Annotated in this window: 14 protein-coding genes; 10 read left to right on the top strand and 4 right to left on the bottom strand. The window is 71.3% G+C overall.

Annotated features, from left to right (window positions below):
- The first annotated feature begins 155 nt into the window (after nt 1-155).
- From Ahu01nite_RS31315 to Ahu01nite_RS31280, 8 genes are all read left to right on the top strand, one after another.
- Nucleotides 156-827 carry a class I SAM-dependent methyltransferase gene (locus Ahu01nite_RS31315; RefSeq protein WP_203840282.1) on the top strand — a complete coding sequence of 224 codons (672 nt, stop codon included), beginning with the start codon at nt 156-158 and terminating at the stop codon, nt 825-827.
- A 13-nt stretch (nt 828-840) separates the two neighbouring features.
- On the top strand, nt 841-2094 hold the full coding sequence (locus Ahu01nite_RS31310) for a diaminopimelate decarboxylase family protein (RefSeq protein WP_203840281.1): 1254 nt from the start codon (nt 841-843) through the stop codon (nt 2092-2094).
- Nucleotides 2091-3167 (top strand): pyridoxal phosphate-dependent aminotransferase, encoded by a 1077-nt coding sequence (locus Ahu01nite_RS31305; RefSeq protein WP_203840280.1) that lies wholly within the window; start codon nt 2091-2093, stop codon nt 3165-3167. Before Ahu01nite_RS31310 ends, Ahu01nite_RS31305 begins: the two co-directional genes overlap by 4 nt.
- Nucleotides 3164-3967, top strand: a complete 804-nt coding sequence (locus Ahu01nite_RS31300) for a 2,3,4,5-tetrahydropyridine-2,6-dicarboxylate N-succinyltransferase (protein WP_239159285.1) — start codon at nt 3164-3166, stop codon at nt 3965-3967. Before Ahu01nite_RS31305 ends, Ahu01nite_RS31300 begins: the two co-directional genes overlap by 4 nt.
- Nucleotides 3964-5121, top strand: a complete 1158-nt coding sequence (locus tag Ahu01nite_RS31295) for a class I SAM-dependent methyltransferase (protein WP_203840279.1) — start codon at nt 3964-3966, stop codon at nt 5119-5121. Before Ahu01nite_RS31300 ends, Ahu01nite_RS31295 begins: the two co-directional genes overlap by 4 nt.
- The gene (locus Ahu01nite_RS31290) at nt 5118-12356 is read left to right on the top strand and encodes a non-ribosomal peptide synthetase/MFS transporter (protein ID WP_203840278.1); all 7239 of its coding nucleotides are present in this window, start codon (nt 5118-5120) and stop codon (nt 12354-12356) included. The genes Ahu01nite_RS31295 and Ahu01nite_RS31290 overlap by 4 nt, the downstream gene beginning before the upstream one ends.
- Before the next feature lie 140 nt (nt 12357-12496).
- Nucleotides 12497-12820, top strand: coding sequence for a hypothetical protein (locus Ahu01nite_RS31285; protein ID WP_239159284.1), 324 nt, complete (start codon nt 12497-12499; stop codon nt 12818-12820).
- 231 nt (nt 12821-13051) lie between these two features.
- On the top strand, nt 13052-13249 hold the full coding sequence (locus Ahu01nite_RS31280; protein WP_203840277.1) for a hypothetical protein: 198 nt from the start codon (nt 13052-13054) through the stop codon (nt 13247-13249).
- Nucleotides 13250-13345: 96 nt separating this feature from the next.
- Here the strand turns inward: Ahu01nite_RS31280 and Ahu01nite_RS31275 are convergent, their stop codons facing one another.
- Nucleotides 13346-14077: an SDR family oxidoreductase gene (locus tag Ahu01nite_RS31275; RefSeq protein WP_203840276.1), complete on the bottom strand. Its 732-nt coding sequence runs from the start codon at nt 14075-14077 to the stop codon at nt 13346-13348.
- 103 nt (nt 14078-14180) lie between these two features.
- Here Ahu01nite_RS31275 and Ahu01nite_RS31270 point away from each other — a divergent pair, with 103 nt between their 5' ends.
- Entirely contained in the window at nt 14181-15029 is an 849-nt protein-coding gene (locus Ahu01nite_RS31270; protein ID WP_203840275.1) for a LysR family transcriptional regulator, read from the top strand.
- Between the two features lie 49 nt (nt 15030-15078).
- Nucleotides 15079-16224 (top strand): MFS transporter, encoded by a 1146-nt coding sequence (locus tag Ahu01nite_RS31265; protein WP_203840274.1) that lies wholly within the window; start codon nt 15079-15081, stop codon nt 16222-16224.
- A gap of 149 nt (nt 16225-16373) precedes the next feature.
- Here Ahu01nite_RS31265 and Ahu01nite_RS31260 read toward each other — a convergent pair whose 3' ends face one another.
- The 3 genes from Ahu01nite_RS31260 to Ahu01nite_RS31250 are packed head-to-tail and all read right to left on the bottom strand — an operon-like array spanning nt 16374 to nt 19249.
- Nucleotides 16374-17147 carry a citryl-CoA lyase gene (locus Ahu01nite_RS31260; protein WP_203840273.1) on the bottom strand — a complete coding sequence of 258 codons (774 nt, stop codon included), beginning with the start codon at nt 17145-17147 and terminating at the stop codon, nt 16374-16376.
- Entirely contained in the window at nt 17144-18457 is a 1314-nt protein-coding gene (locus Ahu01nite_RS31255; protein ID WP_203840272.1) for a CaiB/BaiF CoA transferase family protein, read from the bottom strand. Before Ahu01nite_RS31255 ends, Ahu01nite_RS31260 begins: the two co-directional genes overlap by 4 nt.
- 27 nt (nt 18458-18484) lie before the next feature.
- Nucleotides 18485-19249 carry an IclR family transcriptional regulator gene (locus tag Ahu01nite_RS31250; protein WP_203840271.1) on the bottom strand — a complete coding sequence of 255 codons (765 nt, stop codon included), beginning with the start codon at nt 19247-19249 and terminating at the stop codon, nt 18485-18487.
- Nucleotides 19250-19381 lie beyond the last annotated feature (132 nt).

The following is a 19381-nucleotide window of genomic DNA, read 5'->3' as shown; positions in this document are numbered from 1 at the left end:
CGTCGGCCCAATCACGCATTCACGATCGCACAACACCGCAGGACGAAAGCGACACATGCCCCGCAACCACCGTGTTGACGGGCGCGAATTCGCACCCTTAGCATTCGCCGCGACCACGGGGAAATGGTGAATCGCTACCTAAGGATGCGAGTGGAATGGGCCGCGACGAATCGCTGTCGACCCTGACGGAAATTGATGTGCTGCGCGATTTCTATTGTGCGGGGGAGCGCAGTCTCTTCGACGTCTGGGAGCACGGCGGTGCCCGTGGCGACTCGATCACGCCGTCGGTGGCGTCCCCGGCCTACCGGGGCTGGATGCGCGACAAGGTGCTGGCCGCGAACGGGACGCGGGTGCTGAGCCTGGGCTGCGGCAACGCGGCCGTGGAGCGGGAGCTGGCCGACGCGGGCGTCCGGGTGCTCGCCGTCGACGCGCTGCAGGAGGCCGTCGACGTGGCCCGCGCCAAGGGTGTGGACGCGGTCCGCGCGGACATCACGCGGTGGCAGCCCGACGAGCTCTGGCCCGTGGTCTACTCCGACGGGCTGTTCGGCCACCTGTACGCGGCCGAGGGCGAGCTCACCGGGATCTTCGAGCGCATCCGCTCCTGGCTCGCCCCGGGCGGCACGCTGATCGTCTCCAACGACGCGCCCCGTGACGGCGAACCGGTCCAGGAGGCGCCCGGCGTTCCCGGGTTCCGGTGGCTGTCCGGCGCGTACCTCGCCGAGCAGGCCCGCGCGGCCGGGTTCCGGGAGACCGTCGTCGAGTCGTACGGCTACGAGCGCCCGCTCTCCGGTCCGCGGCTGCGGGCCGTCCTGACCGCGCACGCCTGATCGCGGCCGCGTCATGCCCATCAGCGACGGTTTCGCACGCCGGCTGGAGCCGGTGCTGCCCGCGGTGGCCGAGCACTTCGGCACCCCGTTCCACATCTACGACCTGCAGGGCCTGCACGAGACCGCGACCGGCTTCAAGGCGGCGTTCGCGGGGATGGACGTCCGCGAGTACTTCGCGGTCAAGGGCCAGCCGAACCCGGCGATGCTGCGCCGCGTCCGGGAGTACGGCTTCGGGTTCGACTGCAGCTCCCCGGCGGAGCTGTGGGCGGCGACCGAGGCCGGGGCGTCCGGTGAGGACATCTGCTTCACGTCCAACAACACCAGCTACGACGAGCTGGCCGAGGCGCTGCGGCTCGGCGCGATCATCACGGCCGACGACGAGACAGTGGTGGACAAGCTGATCGCGATGGGCGCCAGGCCGCGGTCGCTCGCGCTGCGCGTTCATCCGGGTACGGCCGGAGCGGTCGGCGAGTCCTACCTGGGTGACGCGGAGTCGGCGAAGTTCGGCGTACGGATGGATCGTCTCGCCGTGGTCGCCGCCAAGGCCGCCACCCTGCAGCCGGAGAGCTTCGGCCTGCACATGATGCTCGGCTCCGGGTTCCTGAACCCCGAACCGTTCCTGCTCAGCCTCGACCTGCTGCTGGCACAACCGCTCGATGTCGATTTCCTGAACCTCGGCGGCGGGATCGGCATCCCGTACCGGCCGCACGAGACCGCGTTCGACCTGCCCGCGCTGGCCCGCGCGATCCGGGAACGCCTCGACGCCGCCGGCCGCAGCCCCCGGATCCTCTTCGAGTGCGGCCGTTACATCCTCACCCCGCACGGCGTCCTGGTCACCCGGGTCCTCAACCGGATGAGCAAGTGGCGCGAGCTGGTCGGCGTCGACTCGGGGATGAACGCGCTGATCCGCCCGGCGATGTACCCGCACGCCTATCACCACATCACCGTGCACGGCGGCGACGACCGCCCGACGGAGACCGTGGACGTGGTCGGGTCGCTGTGCGAGAACAACGACAAGTTCGCGATCCAGCGCACGTTGCCGCGTACCCAGGAGGGCGATCTTCTGCTCGTGCACGACACCGGCGCGCACGCGCTGTCGATGTCGTTCACCTACAACGGCCGGCTGCGCCCGCAGGAGCTCGTCCTGCACCCCGACGGCACGGTCGAGCGGATCCGCCGCGCCGAGACCATCGCGGACTACTTCGCCACCCTCGACTGCGAGGCCGACACCCTGGTCGCTGCCTCGCCCGCGATCGCCGCGAGGTGACGCGCGACGAGCTGCTGGCACTCGCGGGACGGTCCGGGTATCCGGTGCTCGACCTGTCCCTCGGCGTGCCGGCCGATCCACCCCCGCGGGTCCAGCCGGGACCTCCGGCGCGCGCCGGGGGATATCCGCCCAGCGCGGGGACTGCCGAGCTGCGTGCCGCGGCCGCCGGTTATCTGTGGAGGCAATTTGGAGTACGCGCGGCAGCGGACTCGATCGCCGCCTGCGCGGGGGCCAAGGAGTTCGTCGCCGGACTGCCTCAGCACCTCAGGCGGCTGCGCGCTGACGATCACCGGGACATCGTGCTGATCCCGGGGCTCTGTTATCCGACGTATGCGTTCGGCGCGGAACTTGCCGGGCTCCGGGCGTACCGGATGCCTATGGGTCCCGATCTGCGGATGCGGCCGTCGGAGCTGGCGCCGGACATCGCCGCCCGCGCCCTGATGGTGTGGGTGACCAGCCCGGGCAATCCGACCGGCGTGTGTGAGGACCTGCCCGCTCTTGCCGCGTGGGGTCGCGCGCACGACGTGCTGGTGGCCTCCGACGAGGCGTACGCCGAGACGACCTGGACCGGCCCGCCCCGCACGATCCTCACCGGCGCCGGCCACGGGGTGCTCGCCGTGCACAGCCTCGCCAAGCGCAACAACGCCCCGGGCCTGCGCGCCGGGTTCTACGCCGGCGATCCGGGCCTGGTCCGGGCCCTGGTCCGCAGCCGCCGCGACGCCGGACTGATGGCGTCCACGGCCTCGCAGGACGCCGCCGCGCAGCTGCTCGCCGACGACGACCTCGCGGCCGGGCAACGCGACCGCAACCAGGCCCGCGTCGACGGCCTCGTGAAAGCGTTGCGCGACAACGGTTTCCCGTGCTCACCCCCCGACGGCGGCCTGTTCGTGTGGCTCGACGTGACCAACGGTGCGGCCTTCGCCCGCGAACTCGCCACACAGGCCGGTGTCGTCGTCATGCCCGGCGCTGCCTATGGGCCCGCCGGGACAGCGTTCGTCCGGATCGCCGCCGTGCACGACCCCGCCGTGGTCGCCTGCCGGCTCGCCCTGCTGAAACTGAAGGAGAAGGTGTGATCGACGAGCTGTGGGAGCGGCGCGCCGGGCTGTCGCCCGCCGACGAGAAGGCCACCCTGGTGGTGACCGAGGCCCTGGACCGCCTGGACCGGGGCGTGGACCGGGTGGCGGGCATCGACCCGGTCACCGACGCCGTGGTGGTCGATGAGCGCAGCCGCCGGGCGATCCTGCTGGCGTTCCGGCTGTACGCGCTGACCGAGACGCACGCCGGGCCGTTCCACTTCCGGGACCGGCTGCCGCTCAAGCAACGCTTCGACGGCGTGCGGCTGGTGCCCGGCGCGATCGCCCGGTTCGGGGCTTACCTCGCGCCCGGTTCCGTGCTGATGCCGTCGTTCGTCAACGTCGGGGCGTACGTCGGTGCCGGGACGATGGTCGACACGTGGGCCACGGTCGGCTCGTGCGCGCAGATCGGCGCGCGGGTGCACCTCTCCGGCGGGGTCGGCATCGGCGGGGTCCTCGAACCCGAGGGCGCCGTCCCGGTCGTGGTCGAGGACGACGCGTTTGTCGGCTCGCGGTCCATCGTCGTGGAGGGCGCGCGGGTGCGGACGGGTGCGAACCTCGGCGCGGGCACCCTGCTCACCGGCACGACCCGGGTCGTCGATGCCACCACCGGCGAGGACCTGCCGCGCGGGGAGGCGCCGCCGTGGTCGGTGTGTGTCACCGCGTACCGCCAGCAGCAGTTCCCGGGCGGTGTCTTCGGCACCCCGTGCCTGCTCGTCCTGCGCCGCCTGGCCCCGGGCGAAACCCCCGACAACCTCAGGATCTCAGAGCTTTTCCGAGAGCACGGGTACGCGCTGTGAGCGCGACTTTCGACCCCGACGACCTGCAGGTGGTCGAGGGGTGGCGCGACGTCTACGACTTCCTCTACGAGGACTCGTGGGGTGCCGAGATCGGCGAGGACTTCACCGGCTGGGACAGCGCCTACGACGGCGCACCGATCCCGGTCGACGAGATGCGCGAGTGGCGGACGGCCACCGTGGACCGGGTGCTCGGGCTGCGTCCCCGTACGGTCCTGGAGATCGGCGTCGGCGACGGGCACATCCTCGCCAAGGTCGCCCCGGAGGTCGACCGCTACGTCGGCACCGACTTCTCCGCCGTGGCCATCGACTCGTTCCGCGCCGTGCTCAGGCGTCACCCCGCGCTGGACGCGAAGGTCGAACTGCACCCCTTCGCCGCACACGAGACCGACGCGCTCGGCGCCGAACGCTTCGACGTGATCGTCATCAACTCCGTGGTGCAGTACTTCCCGAGCCTCGGCTACCTGCAGGGCGTGCTCGACGCGGCGCTGGCCCGGCTCACCCCCGGCGGCAGCCTGTACGTCGGGGACGTACGCAACGCCCGGACCGCCCGCTGCCTGGCCACCGCCGTGCTGCGGCACCGCTCCCCGGCCGGCTTCGGCCCCGCCGACGTGCGCGAACACCTGGACGAGGACCGCGAACTGCTCGTCGACCCGGCCTGGTTCGCCCACTTCGGCGCCGCCGACGTCCGGCTGCGCCGCGGGTACGCGCACAACGAACTCACCCGCCACCGCTACGACGTCGTCCTGACCAACGGCCCCGGCCGCGTGCTGTCCCTCGCGAACGCCCCGCACCACGTGTGGGACGGCGACCCGGACGCCCTGGCCCGCCACCTCGCCAAACCGGGCACGACCAGGCTCCGCGTGGTCGGCGTCCCTAACGCCCGCCTCGTCACGGAGACCGCCGACGACCGCGCCCTCCACGGCGAGCCCCCGCTCGACAGTGCGGTGCGCGGTGAGCCCTTGCTCGGCGGTGAGCCCTTGCTCGGCGGTGCCGCGGGAGTGGAGCCGGAGTTGTTCTACGAGCTCGCGGAGGCCACCGGTCACCGTGCCGCCGTGACGTGGGCGCCGGACGACATCGCGCTGATGGATGTGCTTTACGTGGCTGCGGGCACCGGCCCGGCCGCCTGGACCGATGTGCTGGGGAGTAACACGTGACGACGCAGACCGCGTACCGGCCGGGACCGGACCGTCCCGACGAGGCACGGCCGGGGTTGCTCGCCGGGATCCGGGAACGGGTAGCGGCCGCCCCGTCGGCCCTCGCGCTCATCGAGGGCGACCGCACCTACACGTACGCCGAGCTGTACGCAGCCGCGCAAGGAGTCGCCGCCCGCGTCGCCGCCGCCGGGGCCCGAGCGGGTGACCCGGTCGGCCTCGCCTCGGTGCGCGGCGCCGACACCGTGATCGCGATGCTCGGCATCCTGCTCGCCGACGCCGGCTTCGTCCCCCTCGACCCCGCCGACCCACCCGGCCGGCTCGCCGGGATCGTCCGGGACGCGGGGGTGCACGTCGTGGTGACCGGTCCCCGCGACGAGGCCGCGTTCACCGGCGCCGGCCTGCGCTGCGTGCCGATCCGCGCTGCGGCCGATGCTTCGGCCAGCGCTTCTCCCGGCGCTGCGGCCAGTGCTCCTGCCGGGGCTTCGGCCGGCCCGTCGGACACCGGCGGTCGGGACGGCCTGGCGTGGGACGAGGATCCCGACGCGCTCGCGTACGTCATCCACACCTCCGGCACTACCGGCCGGGCCAAGGGCGTCGGCATCCCGCGGCGCGCCCTGGAGCACTTCAGCCGGATCGCCGTCGACCACTACGCGATGCGCCCCGGCGACCGGATCCTGCAGTTCGTCTCGATGTCGTTCGACGCGTGCATCGAGGAGGTGTTCCCGCCGCTCCTGGCCGGCGCGACGATCGTGCTGCGCGACGACGAGATGATCTCCTCGATCGCCGGGTTCCTGGACCGCTGCGCGGCGTGGGAGATCAGCGTCCTGTTCCTGCCCACCGCGTACTGGCACGAACTGGTCGACGCGATGGTCCGCGACGGGCTGCGGCTGCCCCCGGCCGTCCGGGTGGTCACCGCCGGCGGCGAGGAGATCCGCGCCGACCGTGTTGCCGCGTGGCGCGCGCTGCCCCTCGACGGGGTACGCCTGGTCAACGAGTACGGCCCGACCGAGACCACGGTCGTGGCCACCGTCGACGAGCTCGCCGGCCCCCGCGCTCTCTCACCGCGGGCCGGCGACGACCACGAGCCCACTGTCGGGCTGCCGTTGCCGGGTGTCCTCGTGCGCGTCGTCGACGAGCACGGCGATGACGTGCCGTCCGGGGAGGACGGGGAGCTGCTCCTCGGCGGCCCGACCGTGGCACTGGGCTATCTCGGCCAGCCCGAGCGCACCGCCGAACGGTTCAGCGCCGGCGCCGACGGTCAGCGCTACTACCGCACCGGCGACCGGGTCCGGCAGCGTCCCGACGGGCGGCTCGCGTTCCGGGGCCGGATGGACCGCCAGCTCAAGGTACGCGGGTTCCGCGTCGAACCCGCCGAGGTCGAACGCGCGCTGCTCGCACACCCCGCCGTCCGCGACGCCGCCGTCGACCTCGACAAGTCACGGGGCGCGCTGGTCGCGTACCTCATCATGGAAGGCTCTGATGTCGGCCCGGTCCGGGATTTTGTCCGTGACCGGCTGCCGGCGCACAGTGTCCCGTCCCTGCTGATCCCGGTCCCGGCGTTCCCCCGCAACGACCGCGACAAGGTCGACTTCGCAGCGCTGCACCGGGCATCGCCCGCCCCGCCGGCCGGAGGCAACGAGCTCGAGCGTCTCATCGCCGGAGTGCTGCGCGTCGCGTCGATCGGTCCGGACGAGTCGGTGCTCGACCTGGGCGCCCACTCGCTGAGCCTCGTGCAGATCGCCACCCGCGTCGCCCGCGACCACGGCGTCCGGCTGACGCTCGCCGACCTGCACGCGCACCCGACACCCCGGGGGATCGCCGCGCTGATCGAGGCCCGCGACCGGGTCGAGCACGGGCCGCTCGTGGAGGGCACGGTCCTGCCGCTCACCGAGTTCCAGCGCGACACGTGGCTCGCCGACCAGTTCCACCCGGGCACGCCACTGCACACCATCGGCCTGCGCTACCGGATCACCGGCACCGCGGACGCGGCCCGGATCCAGGCCGCCCTCGACGCCGTCGTCGCGCGGCACGACGCGCTGCGGGCCACGTTCCGGCAGGACGGCGACGAGCCGGTGATGGTCTTCGGCGGCCCCGCCCGGCCGGTACCACTCGACGTCCACCACGCCTCCGGTGCTGAGGCCGACCGGCTACGCACTTCCCGGGGACAGACCGTTTTCGATCCTGCTGCCGGTGGGCTGATCGCCGCGACCCTGCTGCTGGGGGAGGGCGGCTACGCCGAGCTCGTCGTCGCCGTGCACCACCTCGTCTTCGACGGCTGGTCCGCAACCGTGCTCGCCGACGACCTCGCCGCAGCCCTCGGCGGCGATGCGCTATCACCGCCCGCAGCCCTCGGCGGGGATGAGCTATCACCGGCCGCAGGGCCCGGCGGGGCTGAGCTATCACCGGCCGCAGGGCCCGGCGGGGTTGTGCAGGAGCGGGCCGCGGATTTTGCCGGCTATCTTGCCCGGCCGCGTGATGACGAGCGTGCGTACTGGGTAGAGCGGCTCAGCGGCGTCGACACCGAGGTCCTCGTGCCCGCCGATCGGCCGCGGCCGCAGGTGCGGTCGTTCCGTGGGGGCATGGTCGAGCGGGCGATCGACCCGGCCGTTCTCACCGCCGCCGCCGGGCTGGCGCGCGAGACCGGGGCCAGCGTCGCCACCGTGGTTCTGGCCGCGCTGCAGACGGTCCTCGCCCGGGTCAGCGGGCACAGCGACATCACCGTGCTCTCACCCGTCGCGCACCGTACCGACCCCGAGCGGGAACGTACGATCGGCGCGTTCATCACCGTCGTGCCGCTGCGCACCGACGTCGGCGGCGACCCGGACTTCCGGACGCTGATCACCCGCGCCCATGACACCGTGCTCGGCGCGCTCAGCCATGACGACCCGCCGACCGCGCAACTGCCCGCCGCGCTGGGCCTGCCCGCTCGCCCCGACCGGGGGCCGCTCACGCAGGTCATGCTCATCGTGCAGAACACGCCGCCCGCGATCGCCACCGCCGGCGACACCCGGGTGGAGTTCCTCGGCGGCACCCACCCGGGCATGACCAAGCTCGACCTGACGTTCAGCGTCGACTTCCCGGACGGCGCACCGGTGCTCTACGCCGAGTACGCGTCGGAGCTGTTCGACGAGGCCATGGTCTCCCGGCTCGCCGCGTCGCTGCTGACGGTCCTCGAAGCCGGTGTCCGGGAACCGTCGGCCGGGGTCGCGCGGCTGCCGCTCTTCGACGCCGCCGAGCGGGACCGGATCCTGGCCGCGGGGTCAGCGCCGTCGGCACCCTCCCTGCCCGGCGACGGTTCTGGCGGGGGTGTGCACGATCTGATCCTCGCTCACGCCGGTACCACGCCCGACGCGGTCGCTGTCAGTCTTGGTGACGAGCTCTGGACGTACGGTCAGCTCGGTCGTGAAGCGGAACGGCTCGCGGAGAGCCTGACCACCGCCGGGGTGGGGCCGGGGGACCGGGTGGCGATCAGGCTGCCGCGCAGTCCGCGGAGCTACGCCGCGATCCTGGGGGTGTGGAAGGTCGGCGCCGCCTATGTGCCGGTCGATCCGGACTACCCGGCTGAGCGGCAGGAATACCTGCTCAGCGATGGTGACGTGCGGGCGGTTGTCGATGTGGACGGCGTTTCGGTGCTGTCCGGGACGTCTAAAACCGACGCGGCGTACGTGCTCTACACGTCGGGGACGACCGGTAAGCCCAAGGGCGTCATGGTGTCGCACGCGAACCTGCGGCACGCCATCGCCGGCTGGACAGCCACGTACGGTCTGCGGCCCGGCGAGATCCACCTGCAGGCCGCGAGCTTCTCGTTCGACGTGTTCGCGGGGGAGAGCCTGCGCGCCCTGGCAACCGGTGGCCATCTCGTCATCTGCCCTAAGGAGACACTGCTCGACGCTCCGGCGCTGCACGACCTGCTGCGCTCGCAGCGCGTCGCGATCGCCGAGCTGGTGCCGACCGTCCTGCGTGGACTGCTGGACCTGCCCCGGCTGCCGGATCTGCGGGTGCTCGCCGGTGGCGCCGAGAAGTGGTACGTCCACGAGTACCGGCGCGCGGTTGCGCTCGCCGGCCCCGGTGCGCGGGTGATCAACTCGTACGGCGTCACCGAGGCGACCATCGACAACGCGTACTTCGACGGGCCGGTTTCCGGGCTTGCGGACGAGGCGGTGCTGCCGATCGGACGGCCCTACCCGGGCAACGTTCTCAGTGTGCGGGACTCCTTGGGCTCGCCTGTTCCGTTCGGGACAACGGGGGAGCTGTGGATCGGCGGGCCGGGCGTGGCACTCGGCTACCACAACCTGCCCTCGCTCACCGCGTCCCGTTTCCGGGACGGCTGGTATCTGACCGGAGACGCCGCGCGGCTCCTCGCCGACGGAACAACGGTCCTGCTGGGGCGTCTCGACGACCAGGTCAAGGTCAGCGGCCACCGGATCGAGCTCGGGGAGATCGAAGCCGCCCTCGCCGCGCTGCCCGGTGTCACCGCGGCGGCCGCCGACGTGCGCGACGGTCGCATCGCCGGCTACCTCGTCGGCGTCACCGGCACCGAACCCGGGCTGCTGCATGGGCTGCAGTCCTCGTTGCCGCACTATGCGGTGCCTGCTTGGCTGGTGGGCGTACCGTCGCTGCCTCTGACCCCCAACGGCAAGATCGACCGGCGAGCCCTGCCCGACCCGCCGGTGGGGCCCGGGGCTTCGGTTTTGGTGGAGCCGGAAACCGAGACCCAGCGCGGCCTGGCGGCGATCTGGGCAAAGCTGCTCGGCCGTTCGCCGGGCCCGGACGACGCGTTCTTCGCCCTCGGCGGCGACTCGTTCTCCGCGTTGCGGATGGCCCGCGCGGTCCACGCCGAGTACGGCGTGCGCATCGCGCTGCTCGACCTCTACCGCAACCCGGTCCTGCGCGATCTGGCCGCGCACCTCGACACCCTCCTCACCCCGCCGGCCTCGCCGTCTACGGCTTCGCCGGCCTCCGCTTCGCCGTCTAAGGCTTCGCCGACTTTCGCTTCGCCCTCTGTGGCCGCGCCACCACTCACCGTTCCGTTGGGTGCAACTAAGTTGGGCACAATTAAATTGTGCACAACTAAATTGCACACAACCGAACCGTTTGAGTTGCTCCAGCGGCTCACTCCCGGTGACGGAGATCCAACCCTCGGCACGCTGGTCTGCCTGCCCTACTCCGGCGGCCACGCATTGTCGTTCCTGCCCCTCGCCGCAGCGATGCCGGAAGGCTGGGTCGTCTACGCCCTGCAGGTCCCCGGCCGCGACTGGAGCAACCCGGACGAGCAGGCCCCGGACTTCGACGCGCTCATGACGGCAGCCCTCGACGAAGTGCGCACTCTCCCCGGCCCGATCACGCTCTACGGCCACTGCCACGGCTCGGCGATGACGATGGAACTCGGCCGCAGAATGGAAGCGGCCGGCCTGCCCCTCAAGGGCGTGTCGGTCGGCGCGATGTTCCCGATGGCCCGGCTTCCCGGAAAGTTCGCCGACTGGGTCTACCGCAAGTTCCGCCCCGACCGCCTGATCTCCGACCGGGCGATCCTCGACGAGATCCGCGCCCTCGGCGGCGGCTTCGACGAGTTCGACGACCCGGCCGAACGAGCGTTCGCCATGCGCGCGGTACGCCACGACGAGCGCGGCTCCGAGGACTTCTACGCCCGTACGCTGCAGGAGGAACCCAGCAAACTCAAGGCGCCGCTGCTCAGCGTCGTCGGCGACAAGGACCGGGTCACCGAGCTCTACACCGAGCGCTACCGCGAATGGGAGCACTACTCCGGCGAGGTGTCCCTGGCCGTGCTGCCGAAAGCGGGACACGGCTTCCTCAAGCACCAGGCCGTACCCCTCGCCGGCATCCTCTCCGCCGACTGGCCCGAGCCCGTCGCGCCCCCGGAAGAAGAACCCGGCCCGAAGCCAAGCCTGCGCCGCTTCGGAGTGGTCGCCGCCGGCCAGTTCGTCTCACTGGTAGGAAGCGCGCTCAGCCAGCTCATCATGAGCCTCTGGGTCTTCCAGCAAACCGGCAAGATCACCGACTTCGCCTTCGTCAGCGCCGTAGCCCTGCTTCCCGGCATCCTGGCCGGCCCCTTCGCCGGCGCCATCGCCGACCGCTACGACCGCCGCAAGGTCATGATCTGGTCCGACGCGGCAGCCGGCGCCGCCACGATCGTCCTCATCACGCTGATGTCCGCGGGAAACCTCCAGATGGGACACGTGTACGCCCTCTGCGCCCTCACCTCCCTCGCGTCCGCCTTCCAGCGACCGGCATACGCGGCAGCGATCTCCCAACTCGTCCCGAAGGCGTTCCTCGGCCAAGCGAACGGCATCGCCCAGCTGGGCGTAGGCGCCGGCGCCCTGTTCGCACCGATGCTGGCCGCACCACTTCTGGCCGTACTCCCTCTGCAGTCGGTGCTCCTGGTCGACGTGGCAACATTCCTCGTCGCGGTGGTCACCCTGCAGTTCGTCCGCTTCCCGGACCGGGCATTCAAAAAACGCGAGGAGACCGTACGCGCCCAGATCGTCAACGGCTGGCGCTTCATCACCAAACGCCCCGGACTGGTATCGGCGCTCTGGTTCTTCACCATCGACCACGTCTTCTACACCGCGGGCTTCGCCCTGATCGTCCCGCTGATCCTGATCGAACACGACGTGGCCACCCTGAGCCTGGTCCTGAGCGCCGGCGGCCTCGGCACCCTGTTCGGCGCGCTCGCCATGAGCATCTGGGGCGGCACCCACCGCCGTACCGACGGAATGATCATCTTCATGGCCGTCAACAACATCGGCCTGATGACGGTCGGCCTGTTCACCAACCCCTGGCTCCTGGTGCTGGGCATGTTCACGATGTCCGCCACCGAGTCGCTGATCAACGGTCACTGGATGTCCCTGATCCAGGCCAAGGTCGGCTTCGACCTCCAGGGCCGCGTCCTCAGCATCTTCATGACGGTCATGATGCTGACCATGCCCCTCGGCTACGTCATCATCGGCCCTTCGGCTGACCGCTGGTTCAAGCCGCTCCTCGAACCGGACGGCCCCCTCGCGGGTTCGCTCGGCCCGATCGTGGGCGTCGGCCCTGGTCGCGGGCTCGCCCTGGTCATCGTCGTCAGCGGCATCGTGATGACGCTGTGGGCGGTGCGAGGGTGGTTCAACCGGCGGTTGCGCTTCGTCGAGGACGCCCTCCCCGACCTCACCCCGGCCGGCGAGATCGAAGACCGAGACACCGTCCAGCGCATGGCCGACGCCCGCCTGAGCTGACCTGAGCCCGCCACCTGAACGAGGCGGTCCGCCGAACAGCGGACCGCCTCGCGCTGCGCTGTCGGCAAGCCCCGTCGGGGAACCGCGATATTCCTCCCGCCCCTCTCGCTCTTCGTCGCGAACTTGATGCGAATCGGCTGGTGGGCATCAACCAGAGGCTGGCCCGGACCGGGGACGTAGCGGCACGTATTCCGGCCTGGAACGAGTTCGCCGGACCGCAGACCGGCTTCGTTGAACTGCCCAACCGGCTCTACTGGTCTGGCGCCCCGGCCTTCGACGTGGAGAATCCGCCCCGCCGTCTGACGCTTTACACCACGCTGATCGGCGATGGTCAGCGTGCCGACCTGGCCAGGCGGATCAACCGTGACCTCCTCATCGCGGACTGGCCGAAGATCCGGATGCTGACTGCCCGTGTGCTCATCCAGACATGGGAAAGCCTGCTGCCCGAGCTGGCCACGGTCTGACCCTGCCGCTGGCCGACGTCACCGAGCGACTCGCTGCTGTCTACCGCACGTCAGGTGTCCGCGTGCACGTCATCGAGGTGGCCCCGACCGCATCGCGGTTCGAGGTGATCGACGGTATCCGTACGTGTGAGATCGACCTGCTCAAGGAAGGCGTTGGTGCCCCGGTCATCCTCAGCACGGGGCCCGTTCTGAACCGTGACGACGCCGTCGGACTCAAGGTCGGGGGACCTGTTGTTCAAGCTCGATGGACTGGCTTACCTCGATGACACCACCTTCGGCGAGTACGGGCTGACCGAGAACGACATCGCAGGCCTGCACCGCTGGGCCCAGACCTGGGCAGACGATCTTCGTGCCCGCCTGACAAGCGATGACCCCTCCGACGATCCACGTCACAACCGCGTCGACTGGGACGACTACCTCGACGATTGACCCCGTGAGGGCGGGCGGGCGCGATCCCGCAAGCTTTCCGGTGGACCATGAGCCCCGTCGGCCGGTCCCCGCTACGGAAACAGAGGCTGATCGTCTTCACCAGGGAACGTCGCCCGCGTCCTCGAAGAAGCCGCCGGTGGGGCCGTTGTCCGGCAGGGTGGCCAGGCGGATGGCGGTCGCTGCGCCCTGCTCCGGGGTGCGTACCCCGCGGAAGCCGTTCAGGTCCGTCGCCACGAAGCCCGGGCAGGCCATGTTGATGAGGATGTTCGTGCCGGCCAGTTCCTTGACGTACTGCAGGGTGACGGCGTTGAGGAACGTCTTCGACGGCGGGTAGGCCATCGCGACCGGGCCCGTGGTGGTTGCCCCGCCGGGGCCGGACTGGCGGGTGAGGGAGCCGACGCTGCTCGACATGTTCACGATCCGTGGCGCGGATGAGCGGCGCAGCAGCGGCAGCAGCGCGTTGGTGACGCGGATGACGCCGATGACGTTGGTCTCCACGACGGTCCTGATGATCGCCGGGTCGACGCGGGTGGGTTCCTGCGGCATGCCGCCGGTGATGCCGGCATTGTTGACCAGCACATCCAGGCGCCCGAACCGATCTTCGACCAGCTTTGCAGCGGCGGTCACGCTTTCATCGTCGGTCACATCCAGGGGTACGCCGAAAGCGTCGACGCCCGCAGCCCGCAACTTTGCCACCGCGGCATCCCGGCGCTGGTCGTCGCGGGCACCGACGCCGACGGTGAGTCCCCGTGCGCCGAGTCCTGCTGCGATCTCGTACCCGATGCCCTTGTTCGCGCCGGTGATCAGCGCGATCGTCGTCTCAGTCATGCCCCGATCGTCGCTACACAGCGTGATGCCGGGCAACACCAACTCGGTACGGTGCGATACCGCGCGGGTATCACCGTGGCGTAGGCGGGCGTACGATCGGCGGGTGGAGACTCGGGAGCTGCGGTTCTTCGTCGCCGTGGCGGAGGAGTTGCACTTCGGCCGGGCGGCGTCGCGGCTCGGGATGGCTCAGCCCCCGCTGTCCCGGGCGATCAGCCTGCTGGAACGGCGCCTCGGGACGAGGTTGTTCGACCGCGACAGCCACCGGGTCGCGCTGACCGATGCCGGGACGGTCCTGCTCGCCGAGGGCCGGGCAGCGCTGGAGGCGGTCGAGGCCGCCGAGCGCCGCACCCGCCGGGCGGGTTCCGCCGAGCCGGGCAGGGCCGGCGTGGTCCTCGCGGTCAAGGCCGGTGCCGCCAGTGAGCTGCTCGCCAAACTCCTGCACGCCTACGCCGCAGAGCCCGGCGCGGTGCCGGTCGAGGTGTTCCTGTGCGGGCCCGGCGAGCAGGAGCGGATCCTGCGTGACGGCCGTGCGGACGTGGCCCTGCTGCACCGGCCGTTCGACAACGTCGCGGGATTCGACACCGAGGAGCTGATGACCGAGGGCCAGATCGCGATCCTGCCCGCCGGTCATTCCCTCACGACCCGCACGCAGCTGAGCATGGCGGAGGTCACCGGGCTGCCCGGCCTGCCGATGCCGCGCTGGCCGGCACGCGACGGCACGTACCCTCCCGGCCCGGGCCCGGAGGTGCGCGACCACATGCAGCTGATCCAGCTCATCACCCTCGGCCGCACGATGATGGTCGCCCCGGAGACGAGCCGCACCCAGCTTCCCCCCGACGTCGTCGCGGTCCCGGTGCCGGACGCCCACCCGGTGACCACGGTGATCGCCTGGCCCCCGCACAGCCGGTCCCTGGCAGTAGCGGCCCTCGTCCGCACCGCGACCCGTCTGTAGGCGCCCTAATTCGGTGTCGCCGAGACGCCTCACCCGCTACGAAGAGCGCGTGCCCTTTCTTGCGCTCTTCGTAGCGGTCCTGTTGCTCGGCATCGCGGACTCGATGGTCAACTCGTACATCGTGCTGTTCGGCGCCGATGTGGCCGGGCTGACGCCGGTGCAGATCGGGGTGTGGTCGTCGGTGTTCGCCGTCAGCGGGATCACGATCGGCTGGTGGCTGGGGCGGTTGTTCGACCGGCGGCCCGCCCGGGCGTACGCCGTCGTGGTGATTCTGCTGGGCTCGGCGGGCTATGCGCTGCTGCCCCGGGTGTCGGGGTTCCTGGTGCTGCTGCTGATGGCGGCGACGGTGCTCGGGGCGCTGGGGGCCGCCTTTCCTCAGCTGTTCTCGCTGGCGCGTGCCGTGCTCGGTGAGGGGACCGCCGGGCAGCGGTCCGCGCCGTTGCTGCGTTCGGCCTGGTCGCTGGCCTGGGCGGTAGGGCCGTTGCTGGGGGCTCTTGTGTTGTCCCATGGCGGCTACTCGTGGCTGATGTGGACGGCCGCGGGGGTGTTCCTCGCGTCCGCGCTCGCTGTCTTCCTGGTGCCGCGCCCCGGGCCCGTCACGGTCACCGACTCGGCACCGGGCGGCACCCCGGTGCTGCTCATCGTCAGTGTCACCCTGTTCTTCGCCGCGATGTTCGGGGGCGGTCTGGCGCTGCCCTTGTTCGTCACCCGGGCCCTGCACCAGTCGCCGGCGTCGGTCGGAGTGCTGTTCAGCGTCTGTGCCGCCGTGGAGGTGGTGGCCACGCTGGCCCTGGTCGCCGTTCCCGCCCGGGTCAGCCAGCGGGCCGTGATCCTGGTCGGCTTCGGCTCCCTCGTCTGCTACAACGCCATGACGGCGGTGTCGTCGGGCATGGCGATGCTCATCGTCTCCCAGGTGTTCCGTGCCGTGGGGATCGCGGTCGTCGCCGGGGCCGGCATTCGCTACTTCCAGGACCTTCTCGCTCCGGCAACCGGCCGCGCCACCACCCTGTTCGCCAACGCCACCACGGCCGGTCTGCTGGTCTCCGGCGTTCTGACCGGCGCGTCCGTCGAACACCTCGGCTATCGGGCGACGCTTCTGCTCTGGGGCGTGGTGACCGCGCTGGGCGGCGTCGCCTTCATCGCGGGCACCGGCCGCCGGTCCGCACCGCTCCCCGCCGCCGGGCCGGTCAACTGACGACTGCCGGGTGGGGTCAGCCGGCGATTGCCCCGGTGGGGGAGAGGTCCATCAGTCATATCGACGCTTGACTTAGCGCGCCCGGCGGCAGATAACTAACGTACTGGTTCGTACATTAGCTGCCGGGAGGTGCCGCCATGCGATGCGCGCTAGCTCTCGGGGCCTCGGTAGGTGGGCAGGATGGACGGGGGCATCGGGCCCTTGATGCGGCGGCCCTGCTGGGTTTCCTCCCAGGCGTGGGCGAGGATGCCGACGCTGCGGCTGAGGACGAACAGGCCGCGGGCGAGCGGGGCGGGGAAGCCCAGTTCCCCGTAGATGACGGCGGTGGCGCCGTCGATGTTCATCGGGATGTGGCGGCCGGGGCGCGCGTTGAGCAGGTCCTCGATGGAGCGGGCGGCGGCGAGGTGGCGGCCCTCGACGACGCCGGCCTCGACCGCGTCGTCGACCAGGGTGAGCAGGGGCTCGCGGCGGGGGTCGACGGGGTGGAAGCGGTGGCCGAAACCGGGCAGGTATTTCGAGCGGGACTGCCAGCGGGCGACCACCTCGGCGGTGCTCCCGGGGGCGGCCACGATCTCGTCGAGCAGGGACAAGCATTGCTGGCCGGCGCCGCCGTGGACGTCGCCCAGGGCGTTGATGCCGCCGGCCATCGCGTTGTTGAGGCCTACGCCGCAGGTGGCGGTCATCCGGGCGATGGCGATCGAGGGGGCCTGCGGGCCGTGGTCCACCGAGGCCACCAGGGCCGCTTCGAGCAGCGGGGCCGCGCCGGGCGGGGGCAGCTCGCCGCGCAGCATGAGCCAGATCGTCGCGACGAAGCCGGTCGAGCCGATCAGGTCCTGGACCGGCTTGCCGCGCAGTTCGATGACGCCCGGTTCGATGCGGCTCACCGACGTCGCCCACCAGTCGGCGACGTCCTGGTCGCTCATCGGTCGCCCGCCGAAGCGGACGCGGCCGGAGCAGACGCGGCCGGAGCGGACGCCGCCGAAGCAGACGCGGCCGGAGCAGACGCGGCCCGACCAGGCGCGGCAGAAGCCGAGGCGGCCGGAGAAGAAGCGGCACGGGCGCCTCGCCAGCGTGACAGCAGGGCGGGGAGATCCTCGTTGTGCTGGCCGAGGACGGGGGCGGGGGAATCCGGGGTGTACGGCTCGCCGTCGAAGAGCACGCCGTTGCCGCTGACGCGTACGGTGCCGGGCCGGGTGCCCTCGGGGAACGGGACGTCGGTGAAGAAGCCCCGGGCGGCGAGCTGGTCCGAGGCGACGGCCTGCGGCACGGTCAGGATGCGCGCGGCCGGGACACCCGCCCGCGACAGCAGCAGCTCCCATTCGTGGGCGGGGCGCGCGGCGAGGGACGTGTTCAGCTCGTGGTTGAGGGCGGCCCGGTGCTGTTTGCGGGACTCCCGCTCGGCGAAGCGGGGGTCGGTCAGCAGCTCGGGGCGTTCCAGCAGGCGGCACAGCGTGGCGAACTGTTCCTGGCGGTTCGCGGCGATGTTGAGCGGGCCGTCGGCGGTCTCGAACGTGCCCGACGGGGCGGCGGTGGCGTTTTGATCACCCATCGGTTCCGGTGCGGCACCGCTGACCAGGTAGTTGGAGACCGCCCAGCCCATCGCGGAGACGGAGGCCTCCAGCATGGACACGTCCAGGAACCGGCCGCGGCCGTCGCGCTGGCGGCCGGTCAGGGCGGCGGTGACGGCGAGGGCCGCGGTCAGGCCGCCGACCGTGTCGCTGATGGGGAAGCCGACGCGCAACGGGGCCGTGTCGGGCGTACCCGTGATGCTCATCATCCCGGAAAGACCCTGGATGATCTGGTCGTAGGCAGGCGCCTGGCTCATCGGGCCGTCCTGGCCGAAGCCGGTGATCGCGCAGTAGACGAGGCCGGGGTTGAGCTCGCGCAGCCGCTCCCAGGGGTAGCCCATCCGGGCGAGCACACCGGCCCGGAAATTCTCCATGAGTACGTCGGCCTCGCCGACGAGGTCCTCGAAGCGGGCCCGGCCGGCGGGCTCCTTGAGGTTGAGCTCCACCGACTTCTTGCCGGAATTCTGGGCGAGGAAGGACGCGCCGATCCCGGCGGCGTTCAGCGAGGAGTCGGGGCCGAGACGCCGGGCGAGGTCACCGTGGCCGGGCACCTCGATCTTGACGATCTCGGCGCCCAGCAGCATCAGCTGGTAGGTGCAGTACGGCCCGGCGAGAACGTTGGTCAGGTCGAGGACGCGGATGCCGGTGAGCGGTCGGTCGGGCATGCCTGGTTCTCCTTGCGCGCGCGATGGCTAATAGGACGCACCGAGCGGGTGGTCGAACCCGCGCTCGGTCATGTGGTTCGCGACCTCCTTCAGATCCTTGGCGTACGTCTCGACGCGCTCGTCGCTGAAACGCATCGTGGGGCCGCTGAGCGTGAGCGCGGCGACGACCGTGCCGGAGCGGCCGAGGATCGGCACGGCGACCGCGGTGATCCCCTCCTCGCGTTCCCCGTGGCTGACCGCCCAGCCGCGCCCGGTGGCCTCGTCGATCCACTCCTGCAGCTGCCGCACGTGGTCCTCGCCGTAGGGCGAGGAGCGCGCGATCCGGGTCAGCAGCGCGGCGGGGGCGTTGCGCAGCAGCACCTTGGCCGACGCGCCCGCCCACATCGGCAGCTCGTCGCCGACGTGCACGACGTGGCGCAGCGGCTGCGGGCCCTCCTGCTGGGCGATGCAGACCCGGACGATGTCACGAGCCACGTAGACGTTGACCGTCTCGCGGTCGCGGGCGGCCAGGTCACGCATGAGCCGTTTGGTCTCCGGGGGCAGCTCCCAGCTGCTGCGGGCCAGGTGTGCCCAGCGCCAGAGGCCGGGGCCGGCCATGTAGCCGTTGCTGGTCGCCCACAGCAGGCCCATCTGCTCAAGGGTCTGGATGAGCCGGATGACGGTCGTCTTGGCGAGCCCGGTGGCCGCGACGGCGTCCTTGATGGTGATCGAGGGGCGTTCCTCGGTGAGCAGCGACAGGATGTCCAGCGCCCGCTGCACACTGCGAACACCCTGGGTTTCGAGAGCCTCCACAGTGCCTCATTCCTCTGCGCACGGCGGCGCGGTTCATCGATCCGTAACTTTCTCGACTCGCGCTCTTGCCAGCGGCCCGCGGTCGCCCGTACGTTACACCCAGTCCACACAGCGGTCCACAATGCCGCTTCC

Source organism: Winogradskya humida (assembly GCF_016862215.1).
GTDB classification, from domain to species: Bacteria; Actinomycetota; Actinomycetes; order Mycobacteriales; family Micromonosporaceae; genus Actinoplanes; species Actinoplanes humidus.
This window is presented reverse-complemented; position numbering and strand designations above follow the sequence as displayed.

What these genes read in the sequence shown, in the direction of transcription:
- Ahu01nite_RS31310 (WP_203840281.1), top strand. Translation starts at nt 841, where the DNA reads ATGCCCATCAGCGACGGTTTCGCACGCCGGCTGGAGCCGGTGCTGCCC.
- Ahu01nite_RS31275 (WP_203840276.1), bottom strand. Translation starts at nt 14,077, where the DNA reads ATGACTGAGACGACGATCGCGCTGATCACCGGCGCGAACAAGGGCATC.
- Ahu01nite_RS31315 (WP_203840282.1), top strand. Translation starts at nt 156, where the DNA reads ATGGGCCGCGACGAATCGCTGTCGACCCTGACGGAAATTGATGTGCTG.
- Ahu01nite_RS31260 (WP_203840273.1), bottom strand. Translation starts at nt 17,147, where the DNA reads ATGAGCGACCAGGACGTCGCCGACTGGTGGGCGACGTCGGTGAGCCGC.
- Ahu01nite_RS31255 (WP_203840272.1), bottom strand. Translation starts at nt 18,457, where the DNA reads ATGCCCGACCGACCGCTCACCGGCATCCGCGTCCTCGACCTGACCAAC.